This is a genomic window from Xanthomonas sp. F4, from assembly GCF_011761895.1.
In genome coordinates this window covers 30241-54287 of record NZ_JAASQX010000010.1, presented here as the reverse complement: position 1 = coordinate 54287, position 24047 = coordinate 30241, and the positions used below count along the sequence as shown (strand labels likewise).

The 24047-nt window shown below is 71.1% G+C and carries 14 protein-coding genes and 1 pseudogene; 4 read left to right on the top strand and 11 right to left on the bottom strand.

Annotated elements, in window-relative coordinates:
* Positions 1–386: 386 nt before the first annotated feature.
* Positions 387–1565, top strand: coding sequence for a benzoate/H(+) symporter BenE family transporter (locus tag FHR66_RS20630; RefSeq protein WP_160968487.1), 1179 nt, complete (start codon positions 387–389; stop codon positions 1563–1565).
* Positions 1566–1586: 21 nt separating this feature from the next.
* On the opposite strand, the gene bphP is transcribed toward FHR66_RS20630, so the two are convergent.
* The 6 genes from bphP to FHR66_RS20600 all read right to left on the bottom strand — a co-directional run bounded on the left by bphP (position 1587) and on the right by FHR66_RS20600 (position 10589).
* Positions 1587–3497: a bacteriophytochrome BphP gene (gene bphP, locus FHR66_RS20625; RefSeq protein ID WP_160968489.1), complete on the bottom strand. Its 1911-nt coding sequence runs from the start codon at positions 3495–3497 to the stop codon at positions 1587–1589.
* Positions 3494–4093: a biliverdin-producing heme oxygenase gene (locus FHR66_RS20620; protein ID WP_160968491.1), complete on the bottom strand. Its 600-nt coding sequence runs from the start codon at positions 4091–4093 to the stop codon at positions 3494–3496. Before FHR66_RS20620 ends, bphP begins: the two co-directional genes overlap by 4 nt.
* 156 nt (positions 4094–4249) lie before the next feature.
* Positions 4250–5500 carry an MFS transporter gene (locus FHR66_RS20615; RefSeq protein ID WP_160968493.1) on the bottom strand — a complete coding sequence of 417 codons (1251 nt, stop codon included), beginning with the start codon at positions 5498–5500 and terminating at the stop codon, positions 4250–4252.
* A 425-nt stretch (positions 5501–5925) separates the two neighbouring features.
* Positions 5926–8229 carry a lytic murein transglycosylase gene (locus FHR66_RS20610; protein WP_343160679.1) on the bottom strand — a complete coding sequence of 768 codons (2304 nt, stop codon included), beginning with the start codon at positions 8227–8229 and terminating at the stop codon, positions 5926–5928.
* Positions 8230–8396: 167 nt separating this feature from the next.
* Positions 8397–10118, bottom strand: coding sequence for a GGDEF domain-containing protein (locus FHR66_RS20605; protein WP_160968495.1), 1722 nt, complete (start codon positions 10116–10118; stop codon positions 8397–8399).
* A 78-nt stretch (positions 10119–10196) separates the two neighbouring features.
* Positions 10197–10589 carry a YchJ family metal-binding protein gene (locus FHR66_RS20600; protein WP_160968497.1) on the bottom strand — a complete coding sequence of 131 codons (393 nt, stop codon included), beginning with the start codon at positions 10587–10589 and terminating at the stop codon, positions 10197–10199.
* A 96-nt stretch (positions 10590–10685) separates the two neighbouring features.
* Here FHR66_RS20600 and FHR66_RS20595 point away from each other — a divergent pair, with 96 nt between their 5' ends.
* Complete coding sequence (locus FHR66_RS20595; protein ID WP_160968499.1) at positions 10686–11459, top strand: sulfite exporter TauE/SafE family protein; 774 nt, start codon at positions 10686–10688, stop codon at positions 11457–11459.
* On the opposite strand, the pseudogene FHR66_RS20590 reads toward FHR66_RS20595, so the two are convergent.
* From FHR66_RS20590 to FHR66_RS20570, 5 genes and pseudogenes are all read right to left on the bottom strand, one after another.
* Positions 11383–15356, bottom strand: a pseudogene (locus tag FHR66_RS20590) (ATP-binding protein); the annotation flags it as partial. The gene FHR66_RS20595 and the pseudogene FHR66_RS20590 sit on opposite strands and share 77 nt — an antisense overlap.
* A 95-nt stretch (positions 15357–15451) precedes the next feature.
* Entirely contained in the window at positions 15452–16135 is a 684-nt protein-coding gene (locus FHR66_RS20585; RefSeq protein WP_160968503.1) for a DUF4194 domain-containing protein, read from the bottom strand.
* On the bottom strand, positions 16122–17591 hold the full coding sequence (locus FHR66_RS20580; RefSeq protein ID WP_160968505.1) for a DUF3375 domain-containing protein: 1470 nt from the start codon (positions 17589–17591) through the stop codon (positions 16122–16124). Before FHR66_RS20580 ends, FHR66_RS20585 begins: the two co-directional genes overlap by 14 nt.
* Positions 17592–17622: 31 nt before the next feature.
* The gene (gene folE, locus FHR66_RS20575) at positions 17623–18222 is read right to left on the bottom strand and encodes a GTP cyclohydrolase I FolE (protein WP_017909619.1); all 600 of its coding nucleotides are present in this window, start codon (positions 18220–18222) and stop codon (positions 17623–17625) included.
* A 167-nt stretch (positions 18223–18389) separates the two neighbouring features.
* On the bottom strand, positions 18390–19739 hold the full coding sequence (locus tag FHR66_RS20570; RefSeq protein ID WP_160968507.1) for an MFS transporter: 1350 nt from the start codon (positions 19737–19739) through the stop codon (positions 18390–18392).
* Positions 19740–20281: 542 nt separating this feature from the next.
* Here FHR66_RS20570 and FHR66_RS20560 point away from each other — a divergent pair.
* Together FHR66_RS20560 and FHR66_RS20555 are read left to right on the top strand one after the other, a co-directional pair.
* Entirely contained in the window at positions 20282–22390 is a 2109-nt protein-coding gene (locus tag FHR66_RS20560) for a methyl-accepting chemotaxis protein (RefSeq protein ID WP_160968509.1), read from the top strand.
* Positions 22391–22622: 232 nt separating this feature from the next.
* On the top strand, positions 22623–23528 hold the full coding sequence (locus tag FHR66_RS20555; RefSeq protein WP_167088067.1) for a type II toxin-antitoxin system RelE/ParE family toxin: 906 nt from the start codon (positions 22623–22625) through the stop codon (positions 23526–23528).
* Positions 23529–24047: the final 519 nt, after the last annotated feature.

Below are 24047 nucleotides of genomic sequence, written 5' to 3'. Positions count from 1 at the left end.
TTTCGTCGAACCGAGCCGCCCATCATAGCGGCTTTTTTCTTGCCGTCAACACCTTGTTGATCAAGGCCTTGACGCCGCTTCTTCGTCCAAACCCGTAGGCTTTTCCTCGAAGCGAGCCGGCCATATTAGCCGACTTTTTCACGCTGTCAACACCCGATGTTCGCTAGGTGTTTCCGGCCCCACCTGCCTCTGTCGTGCCGAAGCTCGGCAGTTGCGTAGCGGGCCGCGCAGTTTAATGGCACGGGAAAAAAGGTCAACCGTTTTTTGCGGCTGCCCTGCAGCGCCGCGTCCCTGCCGCGCTCTTCTCTCTATTAGTGCGGACTTGGCGCGGCCGACCGCCGGCATTTGGCCGAGAATGCAGCCTGCGCTCCACCACAGGGTTCCGCATGACCGCTGCTGCACGCTCGCTCTGGCGCGACGCTTCACTGCCCGCGCTGATCGCCGGCTTCGTCACCGTCCTGGTCGGCTTCACCAGTTCGGCGGCGATCGTGTTCGAGGCCGCGCGCAGCGTCGGCGCCTCGCAGGCACAGATCGCCTCGTGGATGTGGGCGCTGGGTCTGGGCATGGGCCTGACCTGCATCGGCCTGTCGCTGCGCTACCGGATGCCGGTGGTCACCGCTTGGTCCACGCCCGGTGCCGCGCTGCTGATCGGCAGCGGCGGCGGACTGCCGTTGTCCGATGCGATCGGTGCCTTCGTGGTGGTGGCGGTGTTGTCCACGCTCGCCGGCTTCTCCGGGCTGTTCGAACGCCTGCTGCGGCGCATTCCGCTGTCGCTGGCTTCGGCGATGCTGGCCGGCGTGCTGCTGCGCTTCGGCCTCGACGTATTCGTGGCGATGCAGCACCAGCTCGGCATGGCGCTGGCGATGTTCGCCACCTACCTGCTCGGACGCCGCGCCTTCCCGCGCTATGCGGTGATCGCCACGCTGCTGGTCGGCATCGCGGTGGCCGCGGGCAACGGCGCGCTGCATCTGGAGGCGGCGCAACTGCGCCTGGCACAGCCGGTGCTGGTGTGGCCGACGCTGTCGTGGCAGGCGCTGTTCGGGATCGCACTGCCGCTGTTCGTGGTGACGATGACCTCGCAGAACCTGCCGGGCGTGGCCGCGATCCGCGCGTCCGGCTATGCGGTGCCGATCTCGCCCACCATCGGCTGGATCGGCGTGGTCAACACGGTGTTGGCGCCGTTCGGCGCCTACGGGCTGAACCTGGCGGCGATCACCGCCGCGATCTGCATGGGCCGCGAGGCGCAGGAGGATCCGCAGCGCCGCTACATGGCCGCGGTGTTCGCCGGGGTGTTCTATCTATTGATCGGCGTGTTCGGCGCCACCGTGGCCGCGCTGTTCGCCGCCTTCCCGAAGGAACTGGTGATGGCGATCGCCGGCATCGCCCTGTTCGGCACCATTGGCAACAGCCTGGCGTCGGCCTTGCGCGAGGAACACGAGCGCGAACCGGCGCTGATCGCGTTCCTGGTGACCGCCTCGGGACTGTCGCTGTTCGGCATCGGCGCGGCGCTGTGGGGCCTGCTGGCCGGCGCGGCGACACTGGCGCTCTGGCGGCGCAGCCGCTGAGGCTGCGCTGCCGGACAGGACTCAGCGCGGGTCGCGCAACTGCAGCAGCCAGTGGCTGGGCACGCCGGAGGGATCGGGCAGCGGTTCGAAGTCGAACTGACGGTGCACCGCGATGGCGCCGTCCACCCGCAGCGGCAGGGTGACGTAGGCCGCACGTCCCTGCCGCAGCAGGGTATCGATGCGCTGGGTCTCCGCCAGTACCGCGTCGCTGGCGTACAGCCGCTCCAGATCGCAGCCGATCAGCTCGGCGACCTCGCGCTCGAACAGCGCGGCGAAGGCCTCGTTGACGAAGGCCAGGCGGCTGCGCCGCAGGCCCTCGCCGCGCTCGACGATCGCCACCGGCTCGCGCAGCCGCGACAGCGACGTTTCCAGCAGCGCGAAATCCTGCTGGAAACGCTTGCGTTCCATCAGCTCGATCAGCACCCGCAGGCTGCGTGCCGATTCCAGGCTGATCGGCGACCAGGGCTGCGCGCGCCCGCGCACGGTCTCCTGCCACAGGTCGAAGCTTTTGCGCGGCGACAGCCGCGAGCCGGCGATGTCCTGCAGCTTGGCCAACTGCGGGTTGCCCGCCCAGTTGACCGTGCGTACCTGTTCGCGACGGGTCCACAGCAAGGCACTGCGCGCCTGCGGCATCAGCGGCACGAAGATGAAGCCGGCCGCCAGCGGGGCCAGATCGGCCAGCGCCGGGAAGGTTTCGCCGATCTGGTCCGAGTGCAGGGCGCCGACCGCGTCGTGGCGCAGCGCTTCGTGATGGGTGGACTCGATCTGCTCGCGGATCCGCGCCAGATCCTCGGTCGCCGGCAGCATGCCGTGGCGGGTGACGTGATCGCCGTGGAACACCGCCACGCCGTCGGCATCGACCACGTCGAGCAGGTCCGAGGCCATCTCGTCGAGCATCGGCGCGGTCAGCATCTCGGCGTCGTTGAAGTTGGTGATCAGCTTCTCGCGCACGGTCAGCAGCACCGACTCGGTGCGCGCGCGCGCCACCGCGGTGATCGCGCCGATGCGCCCGGCCAGCGCGCGGCTCAATGCGTCGGCGACATCGCGCATTTCGTGGTTGCAGAAGTACGGGCGGTAGTGGTGGCAGGCGATCAGCCCCCACAGCGCGTCGTTGACCACGATCGAGGCCACCAGGGTGGCGGTGACGCCCATGTTGGCCAGGTATTCCAGGTGCACCGGCGAGACGCTGCGCAGGCTGACGTCGCTCAGGTCCACCGGCGCGCGCAGGCGCGGATGCAGGGTGGGCTGGATCGGCGACGGCACGTAGCCGACGTTGGCGATCTGCCGCACGCGGTTGCGCAGGTACAGCGCGCGGGCCTGCGCGGGAATGTCGCTGGCCGGATAGTGCAGGCCGAGATACGGCTCCAGTTCCTTCGCGCGCGCCTCGGCGACCACATCGCCGTTCCAGTCGTCGTCGAAGCGGTAGATCATCACCCGGTCGTAGCCGATCAGGCTGCGCAGGCTCTTGGCGGCGCGGTGGCAGGCATCCTCGATGCTGTGTTCTGTCTCCAGCCGGCGCAGCACCGGCAGCGCTTCGCGCAGGGTGGCGTCGGCCAGCGGCGCGTCGCGCGGCTCCAGTTCCAGCAGCCACTGCTCCGGATACAGATGCCAGGCGCCGACCCAACGCTGCGTCGAGGCCGCGGCGGTGACCTTGAGTCCGATTTCGACATAGGCCAGGTCGCTGCGCTCTGCTCCATCCGACAGCCGCCGCGTGCGCGGATCCTCCAGCACGAGCAGGGCGTCGTAGCGCTGTCCGAGCAGTTCGTCCAGCGGCCGGCCGAACAGGTCGGCGGCACTGGCGCTGGCCTGGACGATGCAACCGTCCTGCGGCTCGATCACCAGCAGCACACCGTGCGGCTGTACCGAGCCGGGGATATGGATCGGCTCGCGCGCGCATGCGTCCATGTCCAGGGGCACGACGATGTCGCTCATGCGGCGATCTCCAGGGCGAAATGGGTATGGAAGTGCGCGAACATGGCACGGGCGCCGTCGACCGCGGCCTGGCGCAGCGGCGCACTCGGCAAGGCCCGCTCCAGGCGCTGCTGGAAATGCCGCCAGGCGGCCGGATCGGCATGGCCGAGTTCGAAATAGGACAGCGCCGGCACGGCCGCGGGGAGGGTCTGGCGCAGTTGCCGGGCGATCACCCGCCCGCCCAGGCGCGAGCCCTCGACGACATAGAGCATGCCCCAGCGGGTACCGGCCTCGGCTGCCGGCGGCAGCGGTTGCGGCGCCGGCGGGGATGCCTGCAGCGCGTGCAGATCCTGCGCCAGCAACGGCGTGCGTGGCTGGTACTGCCACTGCGCATCGCCGCAGTCACGCAGCCAGGCCGCTTCGCGCTGCTCCCAGCCGGCCAGCACCGCGTGATGGCGACGCAGCACCTGCACGTAGTCGGCCAGCGACAGCGCCGGGTCCATCAGCGTGCGCATCGCCGGCAGGTCTTCCACGGCCTGATGCTGGTGCGCAGTGGCCTCGCGCAGCAGGCGCGCAGCGGTCAACGGCAGGGCGGTTCCGTCGGGAGGAGACATCATGCAGGCGACTGGTACAGCAGCCGGCCGGCCGCGACGAAAGAGAGGGCACAGCGTAACAATCGCGACCGCGCGGTGCCAGGCGAGGCCGCATAGTCCATGCCGTCGGTGCCTGCGCAAACTGAGTCGTTCATTCCGTCCGCGCTGTCCGTGCCGCCCTCAGCGACCGGGAACAGCGGCGGCAGGCACGCGCGCGCGCCGCCAGGCCACGATCCAGCCGCCGCCCAGCAACAGCGCCGCCAGCAGCCAGGGCGCACCGGGAAAGTGCAGCAGCGCGCGCGGGCCGATGAAGGCGGCGAATACCCACGCGTAGAGCAGCGGCCCGATCACCCCGGCCAGGCTGACCAGGCTCATCAGCGCGCCCTGGACGCGGCCCTGCGCGTCGGCGCCGACGTGGCGGGTGACGATCGCCTGCGCCGCCGGTCCGGCCACCGCCCACAGTGCGCTGATCGGCACGCCCAGCAGGAACAACGCAGCGCTGCCGGCCACGCTGTAGATGGCGAAGCCGATCACGCCGCAGCCCAGGCCGAACAGCAGCGCCCCACGCTCGCCGAAGCGGCGCACCATCCGCGCCACCAGCACGGCGTTGACCACGATGCTGCACACGCCGACCAGGGCCAGCACCCAGCTGACCTGCTTCGGCCCCCAGCCGAAGCGGTAGTCGGCGAACAGCACGAAGATGCTCGGGTAGACGTAGTGCGCCAGGTTGGCCAGGAAGATCACCGCGGCCAGCGCGAACACCTGCGGATAGCGGCGCAGCAGGCGCAACGCGCCGAACGGATTGGCGTGCGCCCAGTCCACCCGCGCGGTGCGTCGCTCCGGCGCCAGCGATTCGGGCAGCACCCACAGACCGTAGAGGAAGTTGAGCAGAGCCAGCCCGGCGGCGAACCAGAACGGCGCGCGCAGGTGCAGGCTGCCGAGCCAGCCGCCGAGCAGCGGACCGACCACGAAGCCCACGCCGAACGCGGCGCCGATGATGCCGTAGGCCTGGGCGCGCTTGTCGGCCGGGGTGATGTCGGCGATATAGGCGTTGGCCGAGCTGAAACTGGCCGAGAACACGCCGGAGACCATGCGCGCCAGCAGCAGCACCGGCAGGCTCTGCGCCAATGCCATCACCATGAAGTCCACACCCAGTCCCAGGCACGAGGCCAGGATCACCGGGCGCCGGCCGTAGCGGTCGGACAAGGCGCCTTGCAACGGCGAGCTGACGAACTGCAGTGCGGCGAACAGGAAGCCGAACCAGCCGACCCACCTGGCGGCGGCGGCGAAGTCGCCACCGGTGAAGCCGCGCACCAGCGAAGGCAGCACCGGAATGATGACGCCGAAGGACAGCACGTCGATCAGCAGGGTGACGAAGATGAAGGCGACCGCGGCGCGGCGCGCGCGGACGGCGGGAGTCGGAGCGTGCACGGCAGGCCTCCTGGCGGACGCGGCAGTGTAATCGGCGCACCTGGTCAGCGGCGCACCGGCGGGTGTCGGAGGTGCGGGAGTGGACCGGGTGTGGTGTCTGCCACACCGTGGTGGCTTGGCGGTTGTCGCGAGAGCAGTTTCAACTGCGGCCGGTGGGGATCATCGCGTCGGGACTGAAGTCCCTCCCATAAAAAAAGCGTCGGGGCTGGCTGATTGCATCGGGACTGCACTTCACCCTGCACCAAGCGACTCCCCTCTCCCGCCGGGAGAGAGGTTGGGGGTGAGGGTCCGGCCCCAGCGACAGGGGTGAGTATGGCCGCGGCGACATCGGCCACCGCGCACCAGTCAGTGGCGCTGTCAGCAGCGGACCAGGGGAGTCGTCCACCCACCGAGCCGCAGCAGGCGGCACCCCCACCCACCAGCGATCACAACGCCGCGACGGAGATGGTCTGCTGCAGCACGTGCTGGGCACCGGGCGCCAGTTCGATCACCTCAGGCCCGGCATTGGCCGCTTCCAGGCACACGAACTGGCGCCAATGCGGGCCGACGTCGGCCATCTTCTGCGCGCCGGCCTCGCCCGGGTTCCACGCCACCAACGTGCGGCTGCCGGTGGTGGCGATCTCGATGCGGCGCTGCAGGCCCGGGTCCAGCAGGGTGTAGCGGCCGCCGGCCTCGGTGTAGATGCGGTCGCTGCGGCCGGGATCGCGCGGATCCTGCAGGCTCCAGTCGCCGTGCTGGCGATGCGGCGTGGCGTAGTTCTCGAACTTGTCCAGGTAGTCCAGGCCGTCCAGGCCCTGCACGCGCACCTGGGTGGCGTCGGCGACACGAAAATAGTTGTGCAGCGCCTGGGTGAAGCGGGCCGGTGCGGTACCGACATTATCGGTGACCAGGCGCTGCTCCAGGGTGGCGCCGATGCGCAGTTGCATGCGCAGGCGCAGCGGCAGGTCGTCGAAGTCGGGCGGCGCCAGGGTCAGGACCAGGCTGCCGTCGGCCTCGCGCCGCGCGTCCTGCAATTGCCAGGGCACGGTGCGCACGAAGCCGTGCGCAGGCACGGCGTCGCTCTGGCCCTGGCGACCGAAGTACGGCCAGCACACCGGGGTGCCGCCGCGGATCGGGGTCGGCGTGGGCTGCGCGCTCGGCGACAGCCACAGCGCGTCGGTGCCACCCTTGGGCACGAACGACAGCACCTGGCCGCCGAACAGGCTGATCGCGGCGGTGGACTGCGGGGTCTCCACCAGCAGCGAGGGGTAGCCGTGGAAGTCGCCTGTGCTCAGGCCGGGGACGTCGGACATGGGGTGGATGCTCCGTGGCGCGGGGGATTGGGCGAAGGCCGGGTAGGCGGCCGGCAGCCGGAACGCGGTGGGCGGCGTGCCGCCGAACGGCGTGGTTGCGGGCGGGGGTGTGGGTGCCGGCGTCGATGTGGGTGCGGGTGCGGGCGAAGAGGCCGGTGCAGGCGGCTGCGACTGCGGCGGCGTGGCCGGTGTCGGCGCGGGTGTCGCGGGCGCGCCGCCGGCCTCGCGGCGCAGCGCGTCGAGGATGCGTTGCCCGGCGCGGCCGTCGGCCGGCTGCAGGCCCAGGCGCTGCTGCTCGGCCTGGATCGCGCGACGGGTGGCGGTGCCGATGGCGCCGTCGGCCTGGCCGATGGCGTGGCCGCGCGCCAGCAGCAGGGTCTGCAGTTCGCGCCGCTCGGGGCGGCCCAGGCCGGGGTCGTCGGTCGGCCAGGCAGCGACCAGCCCGGGCTTGCCGCGCAGTCGGTCGGACAGCAGCGCGATCGCCAGCGCGTAGCTTTCGGCGGCGTTGTAGGCGTAGATCGCGTCGTAGTTGCGGAACACCAGGAACGCCGGGCCGTGCACGCCGGCCGGGATCAGCACCGCCGCCGGCGTCTGCGCGGCCAGCGCCGGCAGCGCGCTGCCGTCGGCGGCGGTCAGGCCGCGCGCGCGCCAGTCCGACAGCGGCCGGCGCTGGGTGCGCCCGGCCAACGCCGGGTCGAAGCCCGCCGGCAGCTTCACTTCCAGCCCCCACGGCTGGCCACTTTGCCAGCCGGCCAGCTTGAGATAGTTGGCGGTGGAGGCCAGCGCATCGGGGATGCTGGCGACCAGATCGCGGCGGCCGTCGCCATCGCCGTCCACGGCGACGCGGGCATAGGTGCTGGGCATGAACTGGGTATGGCCGAAGGCACCGGCCCAGGACCCGGTCAGGCCCTCGGGCCGCAGGTCGCCGGACTGCAGCAGCTTCAGCAGCGCGAACAGTTCGCTGCGGAAGAACGGCTGGCGGCGGCCTTCGCAGGACAGGGTCAGCAGCGACACCAGCAGCGGACGCTTGCCGGAGATGCGGCCGTAGTCGCTCTCCACGCCCCACACCGCGACCACCGTCTCCGGGTCCACGCCATATTTCTGCGCCACCTGCGCGAGCAGGTCGCGGTGCGCAGCCAGCATGGCGCGGCCGTCGTCGATGCGCTGGCTGTCGACCAGGCCGGCCAGGTAGTCCCAGATCGGCGTGGTGAACTCGGGCTGGGCGTCGAGCAGCGGCAGCACGCTCGGGTCCGGCTGCAGGCCAGCGGTGAAGCGGTCGAACGCGGCGGCGGTCACGCCGCTCTTGGCCGCCGTCGTGCGCAGCGTGGACAAGCAGCCGACGAACGCGGGGTCGGGCGCCACCGGCGGCGGCGCGGGCAGGGTCTGCGCGGCGGCGCAAGGCGCGGCCAGCAGCAAGGCCCAGGCGAAACGCTTCATCGGAGTTCCTCGCCAACAGCAGGCCGGACATCATAAACAACCGTGGGCAATGGCTGCTCACGTGGCCGGATGCGCCCGCGCGGTGGCGGTCTTGCAGGGGTCGCGGGCCGGTGTGGAGTACGGTCGCCACCCGCACCGATCCCGACGCGCTGCGACACGGCGCGCATTCAATGCACGGCGACCACGCGGTTGCGGCCGCCGCTCTTGGCCGCGTACAGCGCCTCGTCGGCACGCTGCACCAGGCCGTTGGCATCGTCGGCGGGGCGCAGTTGGACCACGCCGATGCTCACCGTCGGCTGCAGTTCGGGAAACGCCAGCGCGGCCTGGACACGGAAGCGCTCACGGATGCGTTCGGCGATCGGGGTGGCCTGCACCGCATCGAGGCCGGGCAGCGCGATCACGAATTCCTCGCCGCCGTAGCGGCCGATCAGGTCGTCGCCGCGCAGCTCCGCGCGCAGCGCCTGGGCCAGCGCGCGCAGGCCGTCGTCGCCGGCACGATGGCCGTAGCGGTCGTTGAGCCGCTTGAAGTGGTCCACGTCCAGGAACATCAGCGCCAACGGTTGCCGCCGGCGCCGGCTGGCCTCTTGCAGCGCGGTCAGGCGCTCGTGCCAGGCGCGGCGGTTGAGCAGGCCGGTCAACGGATCCAGGTCGGCCAGTTGCCGCGCCTGGTCGCGGTCGCGGCGCAGCGAGGCACTGCGCTCGGCCAAGCCCAGCGACAACACCAGTGCCTCGAACGCGCCGGCCGCCAAGGCGGCCTCTTCGCTCCAGGTCCAGTGCGCCACCATGCCGAAGCCCTGCAGGCTGCCGAGCGCGGTGACCACCAGCAAAGGCGTCCAGCCGAGCAGGAACAACCGCGCATAGCGCGCGCCGCGCCACGCCGCCGCCACGGCGACACCAAGCAGCAGCGGTCCGCCGAGGATCAGCAGCGGGTTGACCAGCGCCCGGCCGAGCGCGTCCAGCCACGGCAGCGGCAGCAGCGCCGGCAGCGCGACCAGCGCCACCAGCAGCGCATAACCGCGCAGCCAGCGCCGCGCGCGCGGCAGGTACTGCCCCAGGTCGGCGAAGCGTTCCAGGAACAGCACCGCCGCCACGATCGACGTGGCGACGCCCAGACGACCCCAGAAACGCGCGGCCTGGCCGAGCGTTTCCAGGCCCAGCGGATGCACCACGTAACCGGTCTCCAGCGCCATCACCAGGCCGTAGCCGAGCACGTAGACGGCGTAGTACAGGAACGTCGTCTCGCGCAGGCGCCAGGCAAACACCAGCGCCATCGCCGCCATGCTCAGCATGATCGCGAAGCTCAGGCTGGCGACCACCAGCCAGCGGCCGTCCTGACGCAGGTAGTCGGACTCGCTGCGCAGCTGGAAGCGCAGCGCACCCGCCATGACCCCGCGCTGGTCCACCCACAGCCGCAGCGGTTGCCCGGCGGGTGGGGAGACGTCGATACGGAAGCCGAGACGTCCATTGCCGGGCAACGCCTGCGGGTCGTCGCGCATCAACCAGCGCTGCCGCGGCGCCGCGCCGGCCACCGGCGCAAACAAGGTGACCCGCTGCAACGCAGGACTGGGCACCTCCAGCACCCATGGCGCCGGCGGCCATTGCCCCTGCGCCGGCGACAACAGCACCCAGACGCCTGCCTCGCCGCCTTGCAGCTTGGTCAACCGGCTCGGATCGAAACGCTGCAGGGCCGGATCGGTGGGAGATGGCGGCACCCCGCGGTCGGTCGCGGCGACCGGGCGCCAGGCGCCTTCCAGCGCCGGCATGGGCGTGGGCGTGGGCGCCGCCATGGCGCCCTGGCTGGCGAGCAGCAGGCAGCCGCACAGGACTGCGTGGCCATGGCGACGCCAGCGGCGCAACCGGGCGAAGCGCGCGGGAAACACGAAAGGCATCACGACGGCAGGCTCGGCGAACACGACAACCCGTCTCGGCCAGCGGGCGGAACTCCGATGCCACACCTGGCCATGGCGTCAGTCCAGCGCGTCCAGGTAATACCAACGCCCGTCCTCGCGCACGAAATGGCTGTGCTCGGTCATGCGCACGGCGCTGCCGCCGCCGATGCGATAGCGCGCCAGGAAGGCGACTTCTGCGCTGTCCGCGCCGGTCTGCAGCACGCGCTGCACGGTAAGGCCGAGCCAGACCGTGCGCGGGTCGATCTCCACCTGCGGCGGGCAGGTCGACGGATGCCAGCTCGCGCGCAGGTAATCGGCATCGCGGCGCACGTAGGCGCTATAGCGCGAGCGCATCAGGCTTTCGGCATCGGGCGCGGCGGCGCCGGCATGGTGCGGCCCGCAGCACTGCGCATAGTCGCGCGGACGGCCGCAGGGGCAGGGATCGGCAAGGCGCGGGGCGGACGGGGGCATGTGCCGATTGTGCCGGCTGCGGCGACCCAGCGCACGCCGCGCACGCGCCGCGGCCGGTGGCGGCTATGCTTGCGGCCCCTTGCGCGGAGCGCCGGCGTGCTCGAATCGATCCCCACCGAACTGCCCTGGCTGCTGTGCATCGCCTTCGTCGCCGGGCTGGTGGACGCGGCGGTGGGCGGCGGCGGCCTGATCCAGTTGCCCGGGCTGTTCGCGACCTTGCCGCAACAGGCGCCGGCGGTGGTGCTGGGCACCAACAAGTTCAGTTCCATGGCCGGCACCGGCGTCTCCGCCTGGCGCTATGCGCGCCATGTGCGCCTGCCGTGGCGGCCGGTGCTGTATGCGACCGCCGCCGCGTTCGTGTTCGCTTTCCTCGGCGCCACCGCGGTGAGCCTGCTGCCGAAACAGGCGGTGCGGCCGCTGATCCTGGTGCTGCTGATCGCGATGCTGGGCTATACGCTGGTCAAGAAGGACTTCGGCGCGCTGCACCGCCCGCGCCATGTCGGCCGCCGCGAACTGGCGATCGCGCTGGCGATCGGCGCGGCGATCGGCTTCTACGACGGCTTCTTCGGCCCGGGCACCGGCAGCTTCCTGATCTTCCTGTTCATCCGCTTCTTCGGCCTGGATTTCCTGCGCGCGTCGGCCGCGTCGAAGGTGGTCAACCTGGCCACCAACCTGGCGGCGCTGTGCTTCTTCGTGCCCAGCGGCAAGATCCTGCTGGCCGCGGCGGTGCCGATGGCCGTGGCCAACGTGGCCGGTGCGGTGACCGGCACGCGGCTGGCGCTGCGCGGCGGCACGCCGCTGATCCGGCAGTTGTTCCTGGTGCTGGTAGTGGTGCTGATCGGCAAGATGGGCTGGGATTTGCTGCACTGAGTGCCGCGCGCGGCGCTGTACGGTCGCCGCGTCCCTGCCCTGCCGCCGTGCTGGCGAGCGCATGTGCCCGATGGGCACGCGCGGCGCCAGCGCCGCTCAGCCGCCGCGGCGTTTGGCGCTCGCGGGGGGCACCCTGGGCGCCGCCGCCTTGGCCGGCTTCGCAGGTGTGCTGCCTGCGGCGGCTTTCGCGGTCTTCGCCGACGCCGACCGCGTGGCCGGCCGGGTGGCCGTGGACGCAGGTGCCACGGCCGCGGCGGCCTTAGGTGATGTCTTCGGGGCCTTGGCCGCAGGTGTCGCGGCAGCGGTGCGGGCGCGTTTGCCGGGCGTCGCTGGCGGCGTCTTGCGCGTGGTCGGTGGTTTGGCGGCGCTATCGCGGCCAGCGCGCGCCTTGCCGGACGCGCGCGCCGGCGCGACGGCGTCTGCGACGGGATCCACGGTTGCGGCAGCAGCCGGCGGCGGCGGCAGATCGGCGCCGGCCTGGGCCACCACCTCGGCCGATTCCACCGCAGGTGTCGTCGCCTCGTTACGGCTGCGCTCGGGCAACTTCAACCGGTGCGCCTGCTCGTCGTATTCGATCAGCAGCACGCCGGAGTTGTGGCGGCCGCTGATCTCGACGAAACAGGCGCCGCCGATGAACGGCTCCAGCGTCATCACCGATTTCAGCGGCGTGGCCACCACCATCTGGAAGCCGAAGTTCTCGAAGATGTTCATCGCCAGCGCGGTGAACTCGTTGTCGGCCTTGTCGAAGGCCTCGTCCAGCACCACCGCGGCGTAGCGCGGCAGTTCGCCGTCCTCGCCGCCGAGCTGGTAGCGCAGCGCCGCGGCCAGGCAGGTGGTGGCCAGCTTCTGGCGCTGGCCGCCGGACTTGCCGGCGCCGCTGCGGTAGATCTCCACCTGCGTGCGGCTGTCGGCATCCAGTTCCACGCCGACGAACTCCACGTGCTGGCGCACGTCCAGCACCTGTTCGCGCCAGCGCCGCAGCTCCGGCTCCTGCGCGCCGAGCCGCTGCACCAGCCCGCGCAACATCGCAAACTGCGCCTCGGCCAGTGCGCGGTCCTCCGTCTGCTGATGGCCGAGCACCGCGCGCAACTGCTGCTGGAACTCCTGCACCTCGAGCAGGCGCCGGTCGCTGACCTCGATGGTCAACAGGGTGCCGCGGTTGAACGGCACCTGCTCCAGGCTGGCATTGACCTCGTCCATGCGCTGCTTGATCGCCTTGTGCGCTTCGGCGGTGTAGCGCTGCAGGGCCAGCAGGTTGTTCTTGCTCTGGGTCTGCAGCAGGTCGAAGAAGCGGCCTTCGTGGCGCGGCAGGCCGTCGCTCTCCAGCCGCTGCAGGCGCGCCAGGAAATCGTCGGCGCTGGCCAGGCTGACGGTGAAGTCGCCGCTGTCCTCCGGCCACTGCTGGCAGTAGCGGCGGAAGCAGTCCAGCACCTGCTGGCTCAGCCGCGCGTCCTGCGCCTGGCTCTGCGCCAGCTGTTCGCCGAGGCCGCGCTCGACGCTGCGCAGATGCGCTTCCAGGTTGTCCAGGCTCAACGGCGGCAGCGCCGCCAACCGTGCGTCCAACCCCGCCACCTGCGCCGGGCCGATCACCGCGGTGGCCACGCGCGCGGCGCAGGTCTCGCGCTGCGCTTCCAGGCGCGCGCGCTCGCGGCTCACCTGCGCGCGCTCCAGACGCACGTCCTCGTAGGTGCGGCGGGCCTGGTCGCGGCGCGCGCGGACGGTGGCGATCTGCTCGCCCAGCGCGCGCAGCGCGGTGTCGCCCTCGCGCAGCTGCAGCAGTTGCGCGGCGATGTCGCTCAGGCGCTGCAGCTTGGGCGCGACGTCGATTTCGTCCCACTCGCGCTCGGCCAGGGTGTGCGCGGCCAGTTGCCGTCCCTGGTCCTGCTCGCGCTGCTTGCGCAGGGCGGCGACGTCGGCATCGCAGGCGGCGATGCGCTGCGCCAGGGTCTGGCCCTCGCGCTCGAAGACCTTGAGCTTGTCGCGGTTGTCGTAGCCGAGCAGCCAGCGCTTGCGGTCGCCGACGGCGTGGCGGTCGTCCTTCTCGTAGCGGTCGCCCGGATGCTTGACCTGGCCTTCGCGGGTGATCGCGCGCTCGGCGTCGCGCAGTTGCGCCACGGTGTCCACGCAGGCGTAGTCGAAGCGCCGCGCCAGCTCCTGGCGCAGCCACGGCGCGTAGGCGTGGTCGCGCAACTCCAGCTTGCGCAGCAGCGACTTCGCATCGGGCTCGCGGTGCTGCAGCGGCGCGTTGTGGCGCACCCGGAAGTACACCAGGCGGGTGCCGAGCTGGGTCTTGTTGACCCAGTCGGCGACGCTGGCGTAGTGGCGTTCGTCGACCAGCAGCGACTGCGCGAAGCCGTGCAGCACGCGCTCGATCGCGCCGCGCCAGGCAGCCTGGTCGGCCTCCACCTGCACCAGTTCGCCGACGAACGGCAGGGCCGCTTCGGACAGGCCGGTCTCGGCGCACAGCCGCGCGCGCAGCGCCTGCATCGGCGCGGGAATGCTCGAGGGCGCCTTCAGCAGCGCCTCGATCTCGGCGCGGATGACCGCGAAGCGGCGTTCGTCCTCGCGGCGCTCGGCCATGCGCTCGGCGATCGCCTCGTCCAGGCTGCTGGCCTCGCCGGCGACGCCGTCGCGCAGCGCGCGGGCCTGCGCCACCTGCTCGGCGAAGCCGCTGGCGCTGCCGGCCAGGCCCATGCCGAGCTGGCGGCAGGCCTGTTCGACCTGACTGCGGCGGCGCATGCGCTCGTCACGCTCGCGCTCGACGCGGCCGTGCTCGCGCTCCAGCGCCTCGACCTGCTCGCCGCCCTGCGCGCGTTGCTGCGTCTCCAGCTCGGCCAGGGTCTGCTCGTGGTTGTCCAGTGCTTCGCGGCGCTGCCCTTCCTCGCCGGCCAGGCCGCGGTCCTGGGTGTCCAGTTCCTGCAGGCGCGCGTCCAGCAGCGCCAGGCGGCGCTGCTCGCGGTAGCCGTCGATGCCCAGCTGCAGCTCGCGCAGCTCGCCGACGCCGCGCCGCAGCGCCAGCAGTTCGGCGTGGTAGTCGCGCGCCGGGGTCAGGGTCTCCACCTGGCGCCGCGCGGTGACCACCGCATGATGCGCGCCGTCGAGTTCGGCGAAGTCCTCGACCAGGCGGTCGGCCGCCTCGAAGGTGCGCGGCTCGTCGAGCATGAAGCTGCGCAGGAAGGCGTTGAGATCGCCCAGGTTCTTCGCCGACTGGGTCTTGTGCAGCAACCGCAGCGCCATCTCGTTGCCGATGCCGAGCAGGTGGCGGAAGCGCTCGGCGTAGCCGGCGAAGCTGTCGAAATGGTGCACGTCCTCGCCCAGGCGCAGCTTGAGTCGGCGCAGGTCCAGGTCGAAGCCGTCCAGTTCGGCGGCCACGTCGAAGCCGCGCGGCACCACCATGTAGTGCTTGCGCACGTCGGCCGCGGCGGTGCCGCTGCCGGCGATCCAGAACAGCCGCACCAGGCTCACCGCCTGGCCGTGCGCGTTGCGGTACTCCAGCGCCAAGGCCGACCAGGTCGCGCCCTTGCGCAGGTACTGGGTGGCGATCTCGCCGGAGGCGCTGTCCTGCTGGTCGGCCCAGGCGCCGCGCACGTAGGAGACCAGGCTGCGGTCGCGGCCGCTGCGTTCGGCCTCGCGCGCGGCGGCGTTGAAGTCGACGATGCTCGGTGGCGTCAGCAGGGCCGACATCGCATCGAGCAGGGTCGACTTGCCCGAACCGGAGCGGCCGACGAACAGGAAACCCTTCTCGGCGATCGGCACGTCGGTGAGGCCGTTGAAGGTGCCCCAGTTGTGCACCTGCAGGCGGCGCATGCGGTACTGCTGCGCGCGTTGCTCGGCCAGGGTCTCGGCGAACAGGGACGGAGCGACGGGGACGGTGGACGATTCGGACAGGGACGTCATCGGGAACTCATCGGAAAACGGGGACGGCCGCCATGGCGGCCAGCGCACGGAGCCGGGGCGACGCTAGGCGCGGGCGACGCGCGGGCGCAGGCCGGTCATGGCGCCGTCTCGGCCGCGCCGTCGCGCAGGCCGCGGTAGGCCGCCGCCAGCGCCTGCACGTCCTCGGCCGAGAACAGCAGCTTCAGCGCGGGCGAGACTTCGTAACGGTCCTCGCTGCCGCGCAGCTTGGACAGCAGATGGTTGTCGCGCATCTTGGCGATCGCCGCCAGCACCCGCCGGGCGAAGCCGGCGCGGTCGGTGGACACGTTCTTCTCGTACACCGTCAGCACTTCCAGCAGTTGCGCCTCGTCGACCACCGCGCGCTCGCCGCGGGTGTCGGCCTCGGCCAGTTGCTGGCGCAGGAACAGCAGCAGCACCGACTCGATGAAGGTCAGCGGCGCGGTGCGCAGCAGCGCCGGGGTCTCCAGCTCGCCGGTGTCGGCCTGGCGCGCGAATGCCACGCCGCCGTCGCGGTCCAGCACCAACTCCAGGAACAGCTCGCTCAGCACGCGGCGGATCGCCACCTCATGGCGCAGCAACGCCTGCCATAGCGGGCCGTGCCGGTAGGCATCGACGCTAGGGCCGGACAGCAACTGGCACAGCGCGCGGCGCGCTTCCAGCGGCAGGCTGCCGCTGTCGCCGGCGAACAGCGTAGTGCCGGCCTCGGCGGCGGTGGCGGCGGCCGTGGCGACATCGCCGGCATCGGCCTGGTGGCCGTGGAATTCGTCAGACCAGTTCATTGCGTTTTTCCTTGGTGAACCACACCAGCGGGATGCGCGCGCGCCGCACCTGGCCGTCGCCGCCCTCCCATTGCACCGCTTCCCATTCGCCATCGACGACCACGCCGTGACGGGTGCCCAGCGCCAGGTAGCCGATCACGCTGCCCAGGCCCTGCGCCGCCGGACGCTGCCGCAGCGCCTCGCCGATGCTCAGCTGCGGCTGCCGGCCGAGCAGGTCGTGCAGGTCGTTGCGCAGGCCGCGCAGATCGATCTCCGACTGCGCCACCAGGTCGCCGACGCTGTCCAGCGAGATCGTCGCCGCCTCGGCCGCCTGCACCCGCCCGTCCACCTGTTGGCTGCGCGGGTCGTGCAGGCGCCACTGCGACAGCGAGCGCAGTCGCGCGCTGCTCAGCGGCAGCACGTAGCCGGTGGCGGCGGTGGCGTGCAGATGGTCGCGCAACTGCAGTGCCTCGCCCTGCGCCTGCTTCAGCAACTGGTTGAGCCGGCGCTGTTCGAGGTAGCCGCGGCTCTGTACGAACCCGCGCAGGCTGCGCGCGAAATGCTGCATCACCTCGTGCACCTGGCCGCCGCGTTCGAGCAGGGTGCCGGTGAGCCCGCGCAGGAAGGCGCGCTCGTGGCGGTCCAGGCGGCGGGCGAAGCCGCGCGCCAGCAGCGCCTCCAGCGCCACGTCCAGTTGCACGCTCTGCTCGGCGTCGTTGAGCAGGCTCCAGAACGCCTGGAAACTGCGCCCGGCCTCGCTCTCGCCGATCACGTCGATGCCGGCGAACAGCTTCTCCAGCACGTCGCCGCGCGCGCCCTCGTCGTCGATGATGCGCTCGCGGAACTCGCGGTTGAGCCGTTCGAAATCGTCGCGGACGCGGCGGAAATCCTCGGTCAGGTCGTCGGACAGACGGATGATGTCGCGGGTGCGTTCCAGCGCGCGCTTGCCGTCCAGCGCGGCCAGCTTGCCGGCGGCCACGCGCTCGATCTCCGCGTCCAGGCGCTCGCGCTCGGCGCGCAGCGCGGCCAGGCGCGCGTCCGGATCGGTCTCGGTCTGCCCGGCCAGTTGCACCAGTTGCTGGATCACCAGCGACAACCGGCTCTCGGTGGCCACGCTGGCGCTGTCGCGCACGCCAGCGATGAAACGGATCGCCTGCGCCGCCTGCCGCGACAGTTCGTATTCTTCCTGCGCATCGCCCTCGGGCAGGCGCCGCTCCAGCCAGCCCTGCGCCAGCCAGTGCGCCACGTAGGCCTGCGCGGTGCGCGGCAGTTCGCGCGACAGCTCGTCGTCCTTCAGCGCATCGAGCTGGCGCTGCAGGCGCTCGTGCAGCACGTCGGCCGGCAGCCGCCGCTGGGCGTCGCCGAGCAGGGTCTGCAGCAGGCCGATCAGCTCCGGGGCATGGTCGGCGGCGAGCAGCTTCCACAACGGCTGTTCGCGCAACTGGCGATAGCCGGCGATCCGGACATGCGGCTTCATGCAGGAACCGACCGCCACCGCATCCGCAAACTCAGCGCACGCGCTCGATGAAGCGCAGGAACTCGGCGCGGGTGCGCGCGTCCTCGCGGAAGGTGCCGAGCATCTTCGAGGTGACCATGCTGACGCCGCGCTTGTGGATGCCGCGGGTGGTCATGCACTCGTGCGCGCCTTCCACCACCACGCCCACGCCCAGCGGCTGCAGCACGTCCTGGATGCACTGGGCGATCTGTGCGGTCATCTTCTCCTGCACCTGGAAGCGCCGCGCATAGGCCTCGACCACGCGCGCCAGCTTGCTGATGCCCACCACCTTGCCGCGCGGCAGGTAGCCGACGTGGACCTTGCCGATGATCGGCGCCATGTGGTGCTCGCAGTGGCTTTCGTACTCGATGTCGCGCAGCACGATCAGCTCGTCGTAGCCTGCCACTTCCTCGAAGGTGCGCAGCAGGTACTCGCGCGGGTCGGCGCGGTAGCCGCTGAACCAGTCGCCATAGGCCTCGGCCACGCGCCGCGGGGTGTCCAGCAAGCCTTCGCGGGTGGGGTCTTCGCCGGCCCAGCGCAACAGGGTGCGCACTGCGTCTTCGGCCTGCGCCTGGGTCACCGGGGGAGTGGAGCTATTGTCGGAATCGGCCATGGGGGAACGCCCGTGAGGGGGCTGCATGGTACCCGAGTCGCCCGGCAGCCGCCGCATGGCGGCCCCCGCGTGGCGGGGCGACCCGGCCGCGACCGGGTGCGCCGTTCAGCGTCCATCTGCTCAGCGTCCGGGCGGCGCGCGCACCGCCCGGGCCGACGCGGCGCCGGTCAGCGCGAACGCGTCCGCATCTCGCCCTCGTGGTCGAGCCAGTTGGAGCCCTTGTTGGTCAGGAAGAACATGTACACCACCAGCGACACCGCGATCACCGCCGTGGCGTACCAGACGAAGGTGGTGACATGGCCGGTCTTCAGCGAGGCCTGGTACAGCAGCGGCGCGGTGCCGCCGAAGGCCGAATTGGCCAGCGCATAGCCCAGGCCCACACCCAGCGCGCGGATGTGGGTGGGAAACAACTCGGCCTTCACCACCGCGTTGATCGAGGTGTAGCCGGTGAGGATGACGAAGCCGGCGGTGAGGATCGCGAACGCGCTCAGCCAGTCGCTCTGCTTGGGCAGTTCCAGCACCAGGAACCAGGTATAGAGCACGCCGCCGATGCCGAAGAACACCAGCAGGGTCTTGCGCCCGATGATGTCCGACAGCCAGCCGCCCACCGGCTGCATCAGCATCAGCACGATCAGCGCGACCAGGTTGATGATGGTGCCGGCCATCAGGTCGTCGCCGGCGAAGGCGGTCTGGATCATCTTCGGCCCGGTCACCGAGTAGGTGTAGAACGCCACGGTACCGCCAGCGGTGATCAGGAAGCACAGCAGCAGCGGGCGCCACTGGTGCACGAACAGCTCGCGCAGCGAGCCGGAGGACGTGTCCTTGCCCTGCTTGGCCGCGGCGATGGACTCGGCCGTCAGCGACTCGTCCATCGTGCGGCGCAGCCAGAACACCACCAGCGCGCCGATGCCGCCCAGGCCGAAGGCCACGCGCCAACCCCATTCGGAGACCTGGCCCTTGTCGAAGAAATGCAGCATTCCCAGCAGCACCGCCTGCGCCAGCACGTGGCCACCGACCAGGGTGACGTAGTGGAACGAGGACAGGAAGCCGCGACGCCCGGGAATCGCCGCCTCGGACATGTAGGTGGCGCTGGTGCCGTATTCGCCGCCGGTGGCGAAACCCTGCAGCAGCCGCGCCAGCAGCAGTACCGCCGCCGCCCCGCTGCCGATGCTGGCCACGGTCGGCGTCACCGCGATCAGGAACGAACAGGCGGCCATCACCGACACCGACACCGTCAGCGCCAGGCGGCGACCGTAGCGGTCGGCGAAGCGGCCGAAGTACCAGGCGCCGATCGGCCGCATCAGGAAGGTCACCGCGAAGATCGCCCACACGTACAACGTGGCGTTCTTGTCCTCCTTGGAGAAGAACTGCGACTCGAAGTAGGTGGCGAACACCGAATAGACATAGACGTCGTACCACTCCACCAGATTGCCGGCCGAGCCCTTGAGCGTGTTGGACACCGAGCGGCGCAGGCTGCCCGGTGCGGCGGCGGCGGACGAAGAGGTGGATGCACTCATGCGGCGGGCCTCGTGGATGGACGTCACGGAGTATAGGCACACACGTGCGAGGATCCTGTCGCGGCAGCGCGTGTGCCAGGCGCGCGCCTCATTGTGCCTGCGGCGCAGCGAATGCCTTGCCGTACCTGCCCGAGCGATCGGAGCAGCAGACCTGGCGCTTGCCCGCGGCAAGCATGTCGCAAGTGCTGGAGATGCGCTTGACCTGTGTCTGCGCCTGCTTGCTGCGACGATCCAGAACACCGCGCCACGGCGGTCGATATGTTCCAGGCGGCGCGAGCCGGGCCGTGCCGGTCACCGCCGCGCCGCGCACGGCCTGACGTGGCCGGCGGCCATCGCCACGCAGACAGGCACCCCATCACGTTCCCCGCACTGCGCCGCCGGCGCCCAGGCCACATCCCTTCAGTTCGACCGGGTAACGCCGCTATCCATGCGCCGGCCCGGGGACCAGCGCCCTGCGCGCGTCACGCGGGCGCAGGCAACCTGCCTGCCCGTCCGCCGTCACCTACCGTCATCCCTCTTCCTTCCCCCATTCCCCCGATCCCATGCACGCCCTTTCGAATCTGCGCATCGGCCAGCGCCTCGCGCTCGGCTTTCTCACGATCATCGTACTGATGGTCCTGCTCACCGTGGTCGGCATCCAGCGCGTGCACAGCATCGACCGGCGGCTCACCGCGATCAACGAAGTCAACAGCGTCAAGCAGCGCTACGCCATCAACTTCCGCGGCAGCGTGCACGACCGCGCCATCGCCTTGCGCGACGTGGTGCTGCTGGACGATGCCGCCGGCCGGCAGGCGACCGAGCAGACCATCGACAAGCTGGCCGGCGACTACGCGCGTGCCGCGCAGCCGCTCGACGCCCTTCTGGCCGCCTCCACCGACGCCCAGGAGAAAGCCATCCTGCAGCGCATCCAGGGCATCGAACAGCGCACCATGCCGCTGATCGCGCAGGTCCGGCGGCTGCGCGATGCCGGCGACACCGTGCAGGCGCAGGCGCTGCTGCTGCAGCAGGCGCGCCCGGCCTTCGTCGACTGGCTGGCCAGCATCAACGCCTTCATCGACCTGCAGGAAGCCAAGAACCGCCAGGCCGCCAAGGAGGCGATGGCCACCGCGCGCGGCTTCGCCCTGCTGATGATCGGCTGCACCGTGCTGGCGCTGCTGCTGGGCTCGCTGATCGCCCTGTTGCTCACCCGCCGCGTGGTGCGCCCGCTGCGGCAGGCGCTGGGCCTGGCCGAGCGCATCGGCGCCGGCGACCTGAGCAGCCCGGACACCGCCACCACCCACGACGAGGCCGGGCAGTTGCTGCGCGCCATGCAGCAGATGCAGCGGCGCCTGCACGAGGTGATTTCCGCGCAGCGCGAGATGGCCGCGCGCCACGACGCCGGCGCCATCAGCTATCGCATGGACGCACAGCGCTTCCCCGGCGAGTACGGGCGCATGGTCGCCGACACCAATGCCCTGGTCGATGCGCACGTGCAGACCCAGCTGCGCATCACCGAGGTGATGGGCCGCTACGCCATCGGCGACCTCAGCCAGGACATCGCCCACTATCCCGGCGAGAAAGCCGCGATCACCGCGGCGATGCAGCAGGTCAAGCAGAACCTGCACGCCATCAACGTGCAGATCCAGACCCTGGCCGAGGCCGCCTGCGCCGGCAATTTCGCCCACCGCGGCCAGCCGGAGAAGTTCGAGCACGCCTTCCGCACCATGGTCGAGAACCTCGACACCATGATGGCCACCGCCGACGCCAACCTGGCCAAGTTCTCCGCGCTGCTGCGCTGCATCGCCGACGGCGACCTCACCGTGCGCATGAGCGGCAACTTCCACGGCGTGTTCGCCGCCATGCGCGACGACGCCAACAGCACCGTGCATCGCCTCACCGACATCGTCGCGCACATCCAGCGCACCACCAACAGCATCGGCTTCGCCGCCGAGGACATCGCCAGCGGCAACCAGGAGCTGGCCAAGCGCAGCGAACAGCAGGCCGCCAGCCTGGAAGAGACCGCCGCCTCGATGGAGGAGCTGACCTCCACCGTGAAGCAGAACGCCGAGCACGCCCAGCGCGCCAACCAACTGGCACTGGGCGCGGCCGGCGTGGCCAGCGAAGGCCGCGACGTGGTGGGCCAGGTGGTGGAGACCATGGATGGCATCCAGGCCGCCTCCAAGCGCATCGCCGACATCATCGCGGTGATCGACGGCATCGCCTTCCAGACCAACATCCTCGCCCTCAACGCCGCAGTGGAAGCCGCGCGCGCCGGCGAGCAGGGCAAGGGCTTCGCGGTGGTGGCCGCGGAGGTCGGCACGCTCGCGCATCGTTCGGCCGGCGCCGCCAAGGAGATCAAGACCCTGATCGACGACTCGGTGCAACGCGTCGCCCACGGCGCCACGCTGGTGCACCAGGCCGGTGCCACCATGGACCAGGTGGTGGCCAGCGTGCAGCACGTCACCGACCTCATGGGGCAGATCTCCGCCGCCTCGCACGAGCAGGCCAACGGCATCGCGCAGGTCAACCAGACCATCGCGCGCATGGACGAGACCACCCAGCAGAACGTGGCGCTGGTGGAAGAAGCCAGCACCGCGGCGCGCTCGCTGGAAGAGCAGTCGGCGCAGCTCACCCAGGCGGTGGAAGTGTTCAAGGTCGGCGCCTACGTCTGACCTGCGGGGGCCGCGCCGCCGCGTTTCCCACGCCGGTTCACGGCGCGGGCGACCCGCGGCGGCCGCGGGCCGGCAGCGACCCAGCGCGTGAACGGCAGGTGTCGGCCGATGCCGGCCGTCGCATCGGCTGCCATGGCCGTTGCCGGCGCAGGCGGTACGATGGCGGTCTCCCACGTTCGCCCCCTCCCCGGAACCGCATGAAGGCTGGCCTCCCCGACGGCGCCGCGACGGCATGAGCCGCGCGTCGCACCGCGCGCCCGTCGCCGCCGAGACCCGCAGCGAGCGCTGGCAGCGCTGGATCGCCTGGGTGCTCAGCGCGCTGCTGCACGTGCTGATGGCGCTCGCCCTGCTATATGCGGCCAAACCCACCATGTCCACGCCGCAGGGCGCGGCCGGCGGCAGCCGGATCCGCGTGGACTTCCTCGGCGAAAGCGACAAACCGGCGAAGCCGCTGCCACCGAAGCCGACCCCGCCACCGGCCTCCGCCACGCCCAAGCGTCGCCACGCCACCACCACCGTGCAATCCACCCTGGTCGCGCAGTCCGACGACCCGGTGCCGCCGCCCGATCGCGCCGACACGCCGAAAGCGGCCGACACCCCGCGGACCGCCCCGGCGCCGCAGCCGCGCCCGGCACCCCCGGCACCCACCCCGCCCGCGGACGCCCCGGCGCCGAGTCCGGCGCAGACCGCCGACAGCAATCCGCCGCCGCCGACCGAGCGCCGCCCGCAGACCTGGACCGGGCGCCCGCCCGGCGCGCTCGACACCGACACCGCGCCGGACAACAGCGGCCTGGCCGCCGGCCCCGGCAGCCGCGGCAATCGCCATGATATGGACGCGGCCCAGCCCAGCCTGGAGGTCGGCGGCTACCTGGTCTATTACGACCTGGGCAGCGAGAGCCAACTGCGCGCCTGGCAGCAACAGGGCATGAAGGAGCTTTTCATCCTGCTGCCGGGCACCGAGTACCGCATGGTCTGCCCGCTGGAGATCGCCCTGACCCGTGGCTCCGGCAAGTGCCGCGCACTGCCGCCGGACTCGCCGGAACTCAAGGGCATCGGCGACGCCCGCCAGGTCATCACCATGCTGCAGGTCTACCACCAGGGCGAACTGGTCTGGCGTGGGCCGGGGCCGTATCGCTGAGCTGGTGTGCGCGGGCGATCGGTGCGTCCACCTGACTGCAGTCGGGACTGAAGTCCCTCCCACAAGGGTGGCCAGCCTTCAGCGCGGCCGTCAGCATTTGCCGGAGACACAGGCGTTGTCCCTGTAGGAGCGGCTTCAGCCGCGACGGGCGAAGCCATCGGTCGATCCAAACTCACTGCAGTCGGGACTGAAGTCCCTACCACAAGGGATTGCCGGCCTTCAGCGCGGCCGTCAGCATTCGCCGGAGACACAGGCGTTGCCCCTGTAGGAGCGGCTTCAGCCGCGACGAGCGAAGCCAGTGGGCCATCCGATCCCACTGCAGTCGGGACTGAAGTCCCCCCTACAACGGATTGCCGGCCTTCGGCGAGGCCGCCAGCGCTTGCGCAAGACATCAGGCGATGCGGCGACTATAGGAATGGGGTTAATCGCGACTTAGGCGATGCGAGACGAAGGCGGGGCGGGGGTCCGCATCCGCATCCGTAACAGTCACCGCTCACACCCTCACGCCCGCTTTGCATT

Coding starts and splice junctions, on each gene's coding strand:
- FHR66_RS20630 (WP_160968487.1), top strand. CDS start 387: ATGACCGCTGCTGCACGCTCGCTCTGGCGCGACGCTTCACTGCCCGCG.
- bphP (WP_160968489.1), bottom strand. CDS start 3,497: ATGAGCGACATCGTCGTGCCCCTGGACATGGACGCATGCGCGCGCGAG.
- FHR66_RS20620 (WP_160968491.1), bottom strand. CDS start 4,093: ATGATGTCTCCTCCCGACGGAACCGCCCTGCCGTTGACCGCTGCGCGC.
- FHR66_RS20610 (WP_343160679.1), bottom strand. CDS start 8,229: ATGAAGCGTTTCGCCTGGGCCTTGCTGCTGGCCGCGCCTTGCGCCGCC.
- FHR66_RS20605 (WP_160968495.1), bottom strand. CDS start 10,118: ATGCCTTTCGTGTTTCCCGCGCGCTTCGCCCGGTTGCGCCGCTGGCGT.
- FHR66_RS20600 (WP_160968497.1), bottom strand. CDS start 10,589: ATGCCCCCGTCCGCCCCGCGCCTTGCCGATCCCTGCCCCTGCGGCCGT.
- FHR66_RS20585 (WP_160968503.1), bottom strand. CDS start 16,135: ATGAACTGGTCTGACGAATTCCACGGCCACCAGGCCGATGCCGGCGAT.
- FHR66_RS20580 (WP_160968505.1), bottom strand. CDS start 17,591: ATGAAGCCGCATGTCCGGATCGCCGGCTATCGCCAGTTGCGCGAACAG.
- folE (WP_017909619.1), bottom strand. CDS start 18,222: ATGGCCGATTCCGACAATAGCTCCACTCCCCCGGTGACCCAGGCGCAG.
- FHR66_RS20570 (WP_160968507.1), bottom strand. CDS start 19,739: ATGAGTGCATCCACCTCTTCGTCCGCCGCCGCCGCACCGGGCAGCCTG.
- FHR66_RS20560 (WP_160968509.1), top strand. CDS start 20,282: ATGCACGCCCTTTCGAATCTGCGCATCGGCCAGCGCCTCGCGCTCGGC.
- FHR66_RS20555 (WP_167088067.1), top strand. CDS start 22,623: ATGAGCCGCGCGTCGCACCGCGCGCCCGTCGCCGCCGAGACCCGCAGC.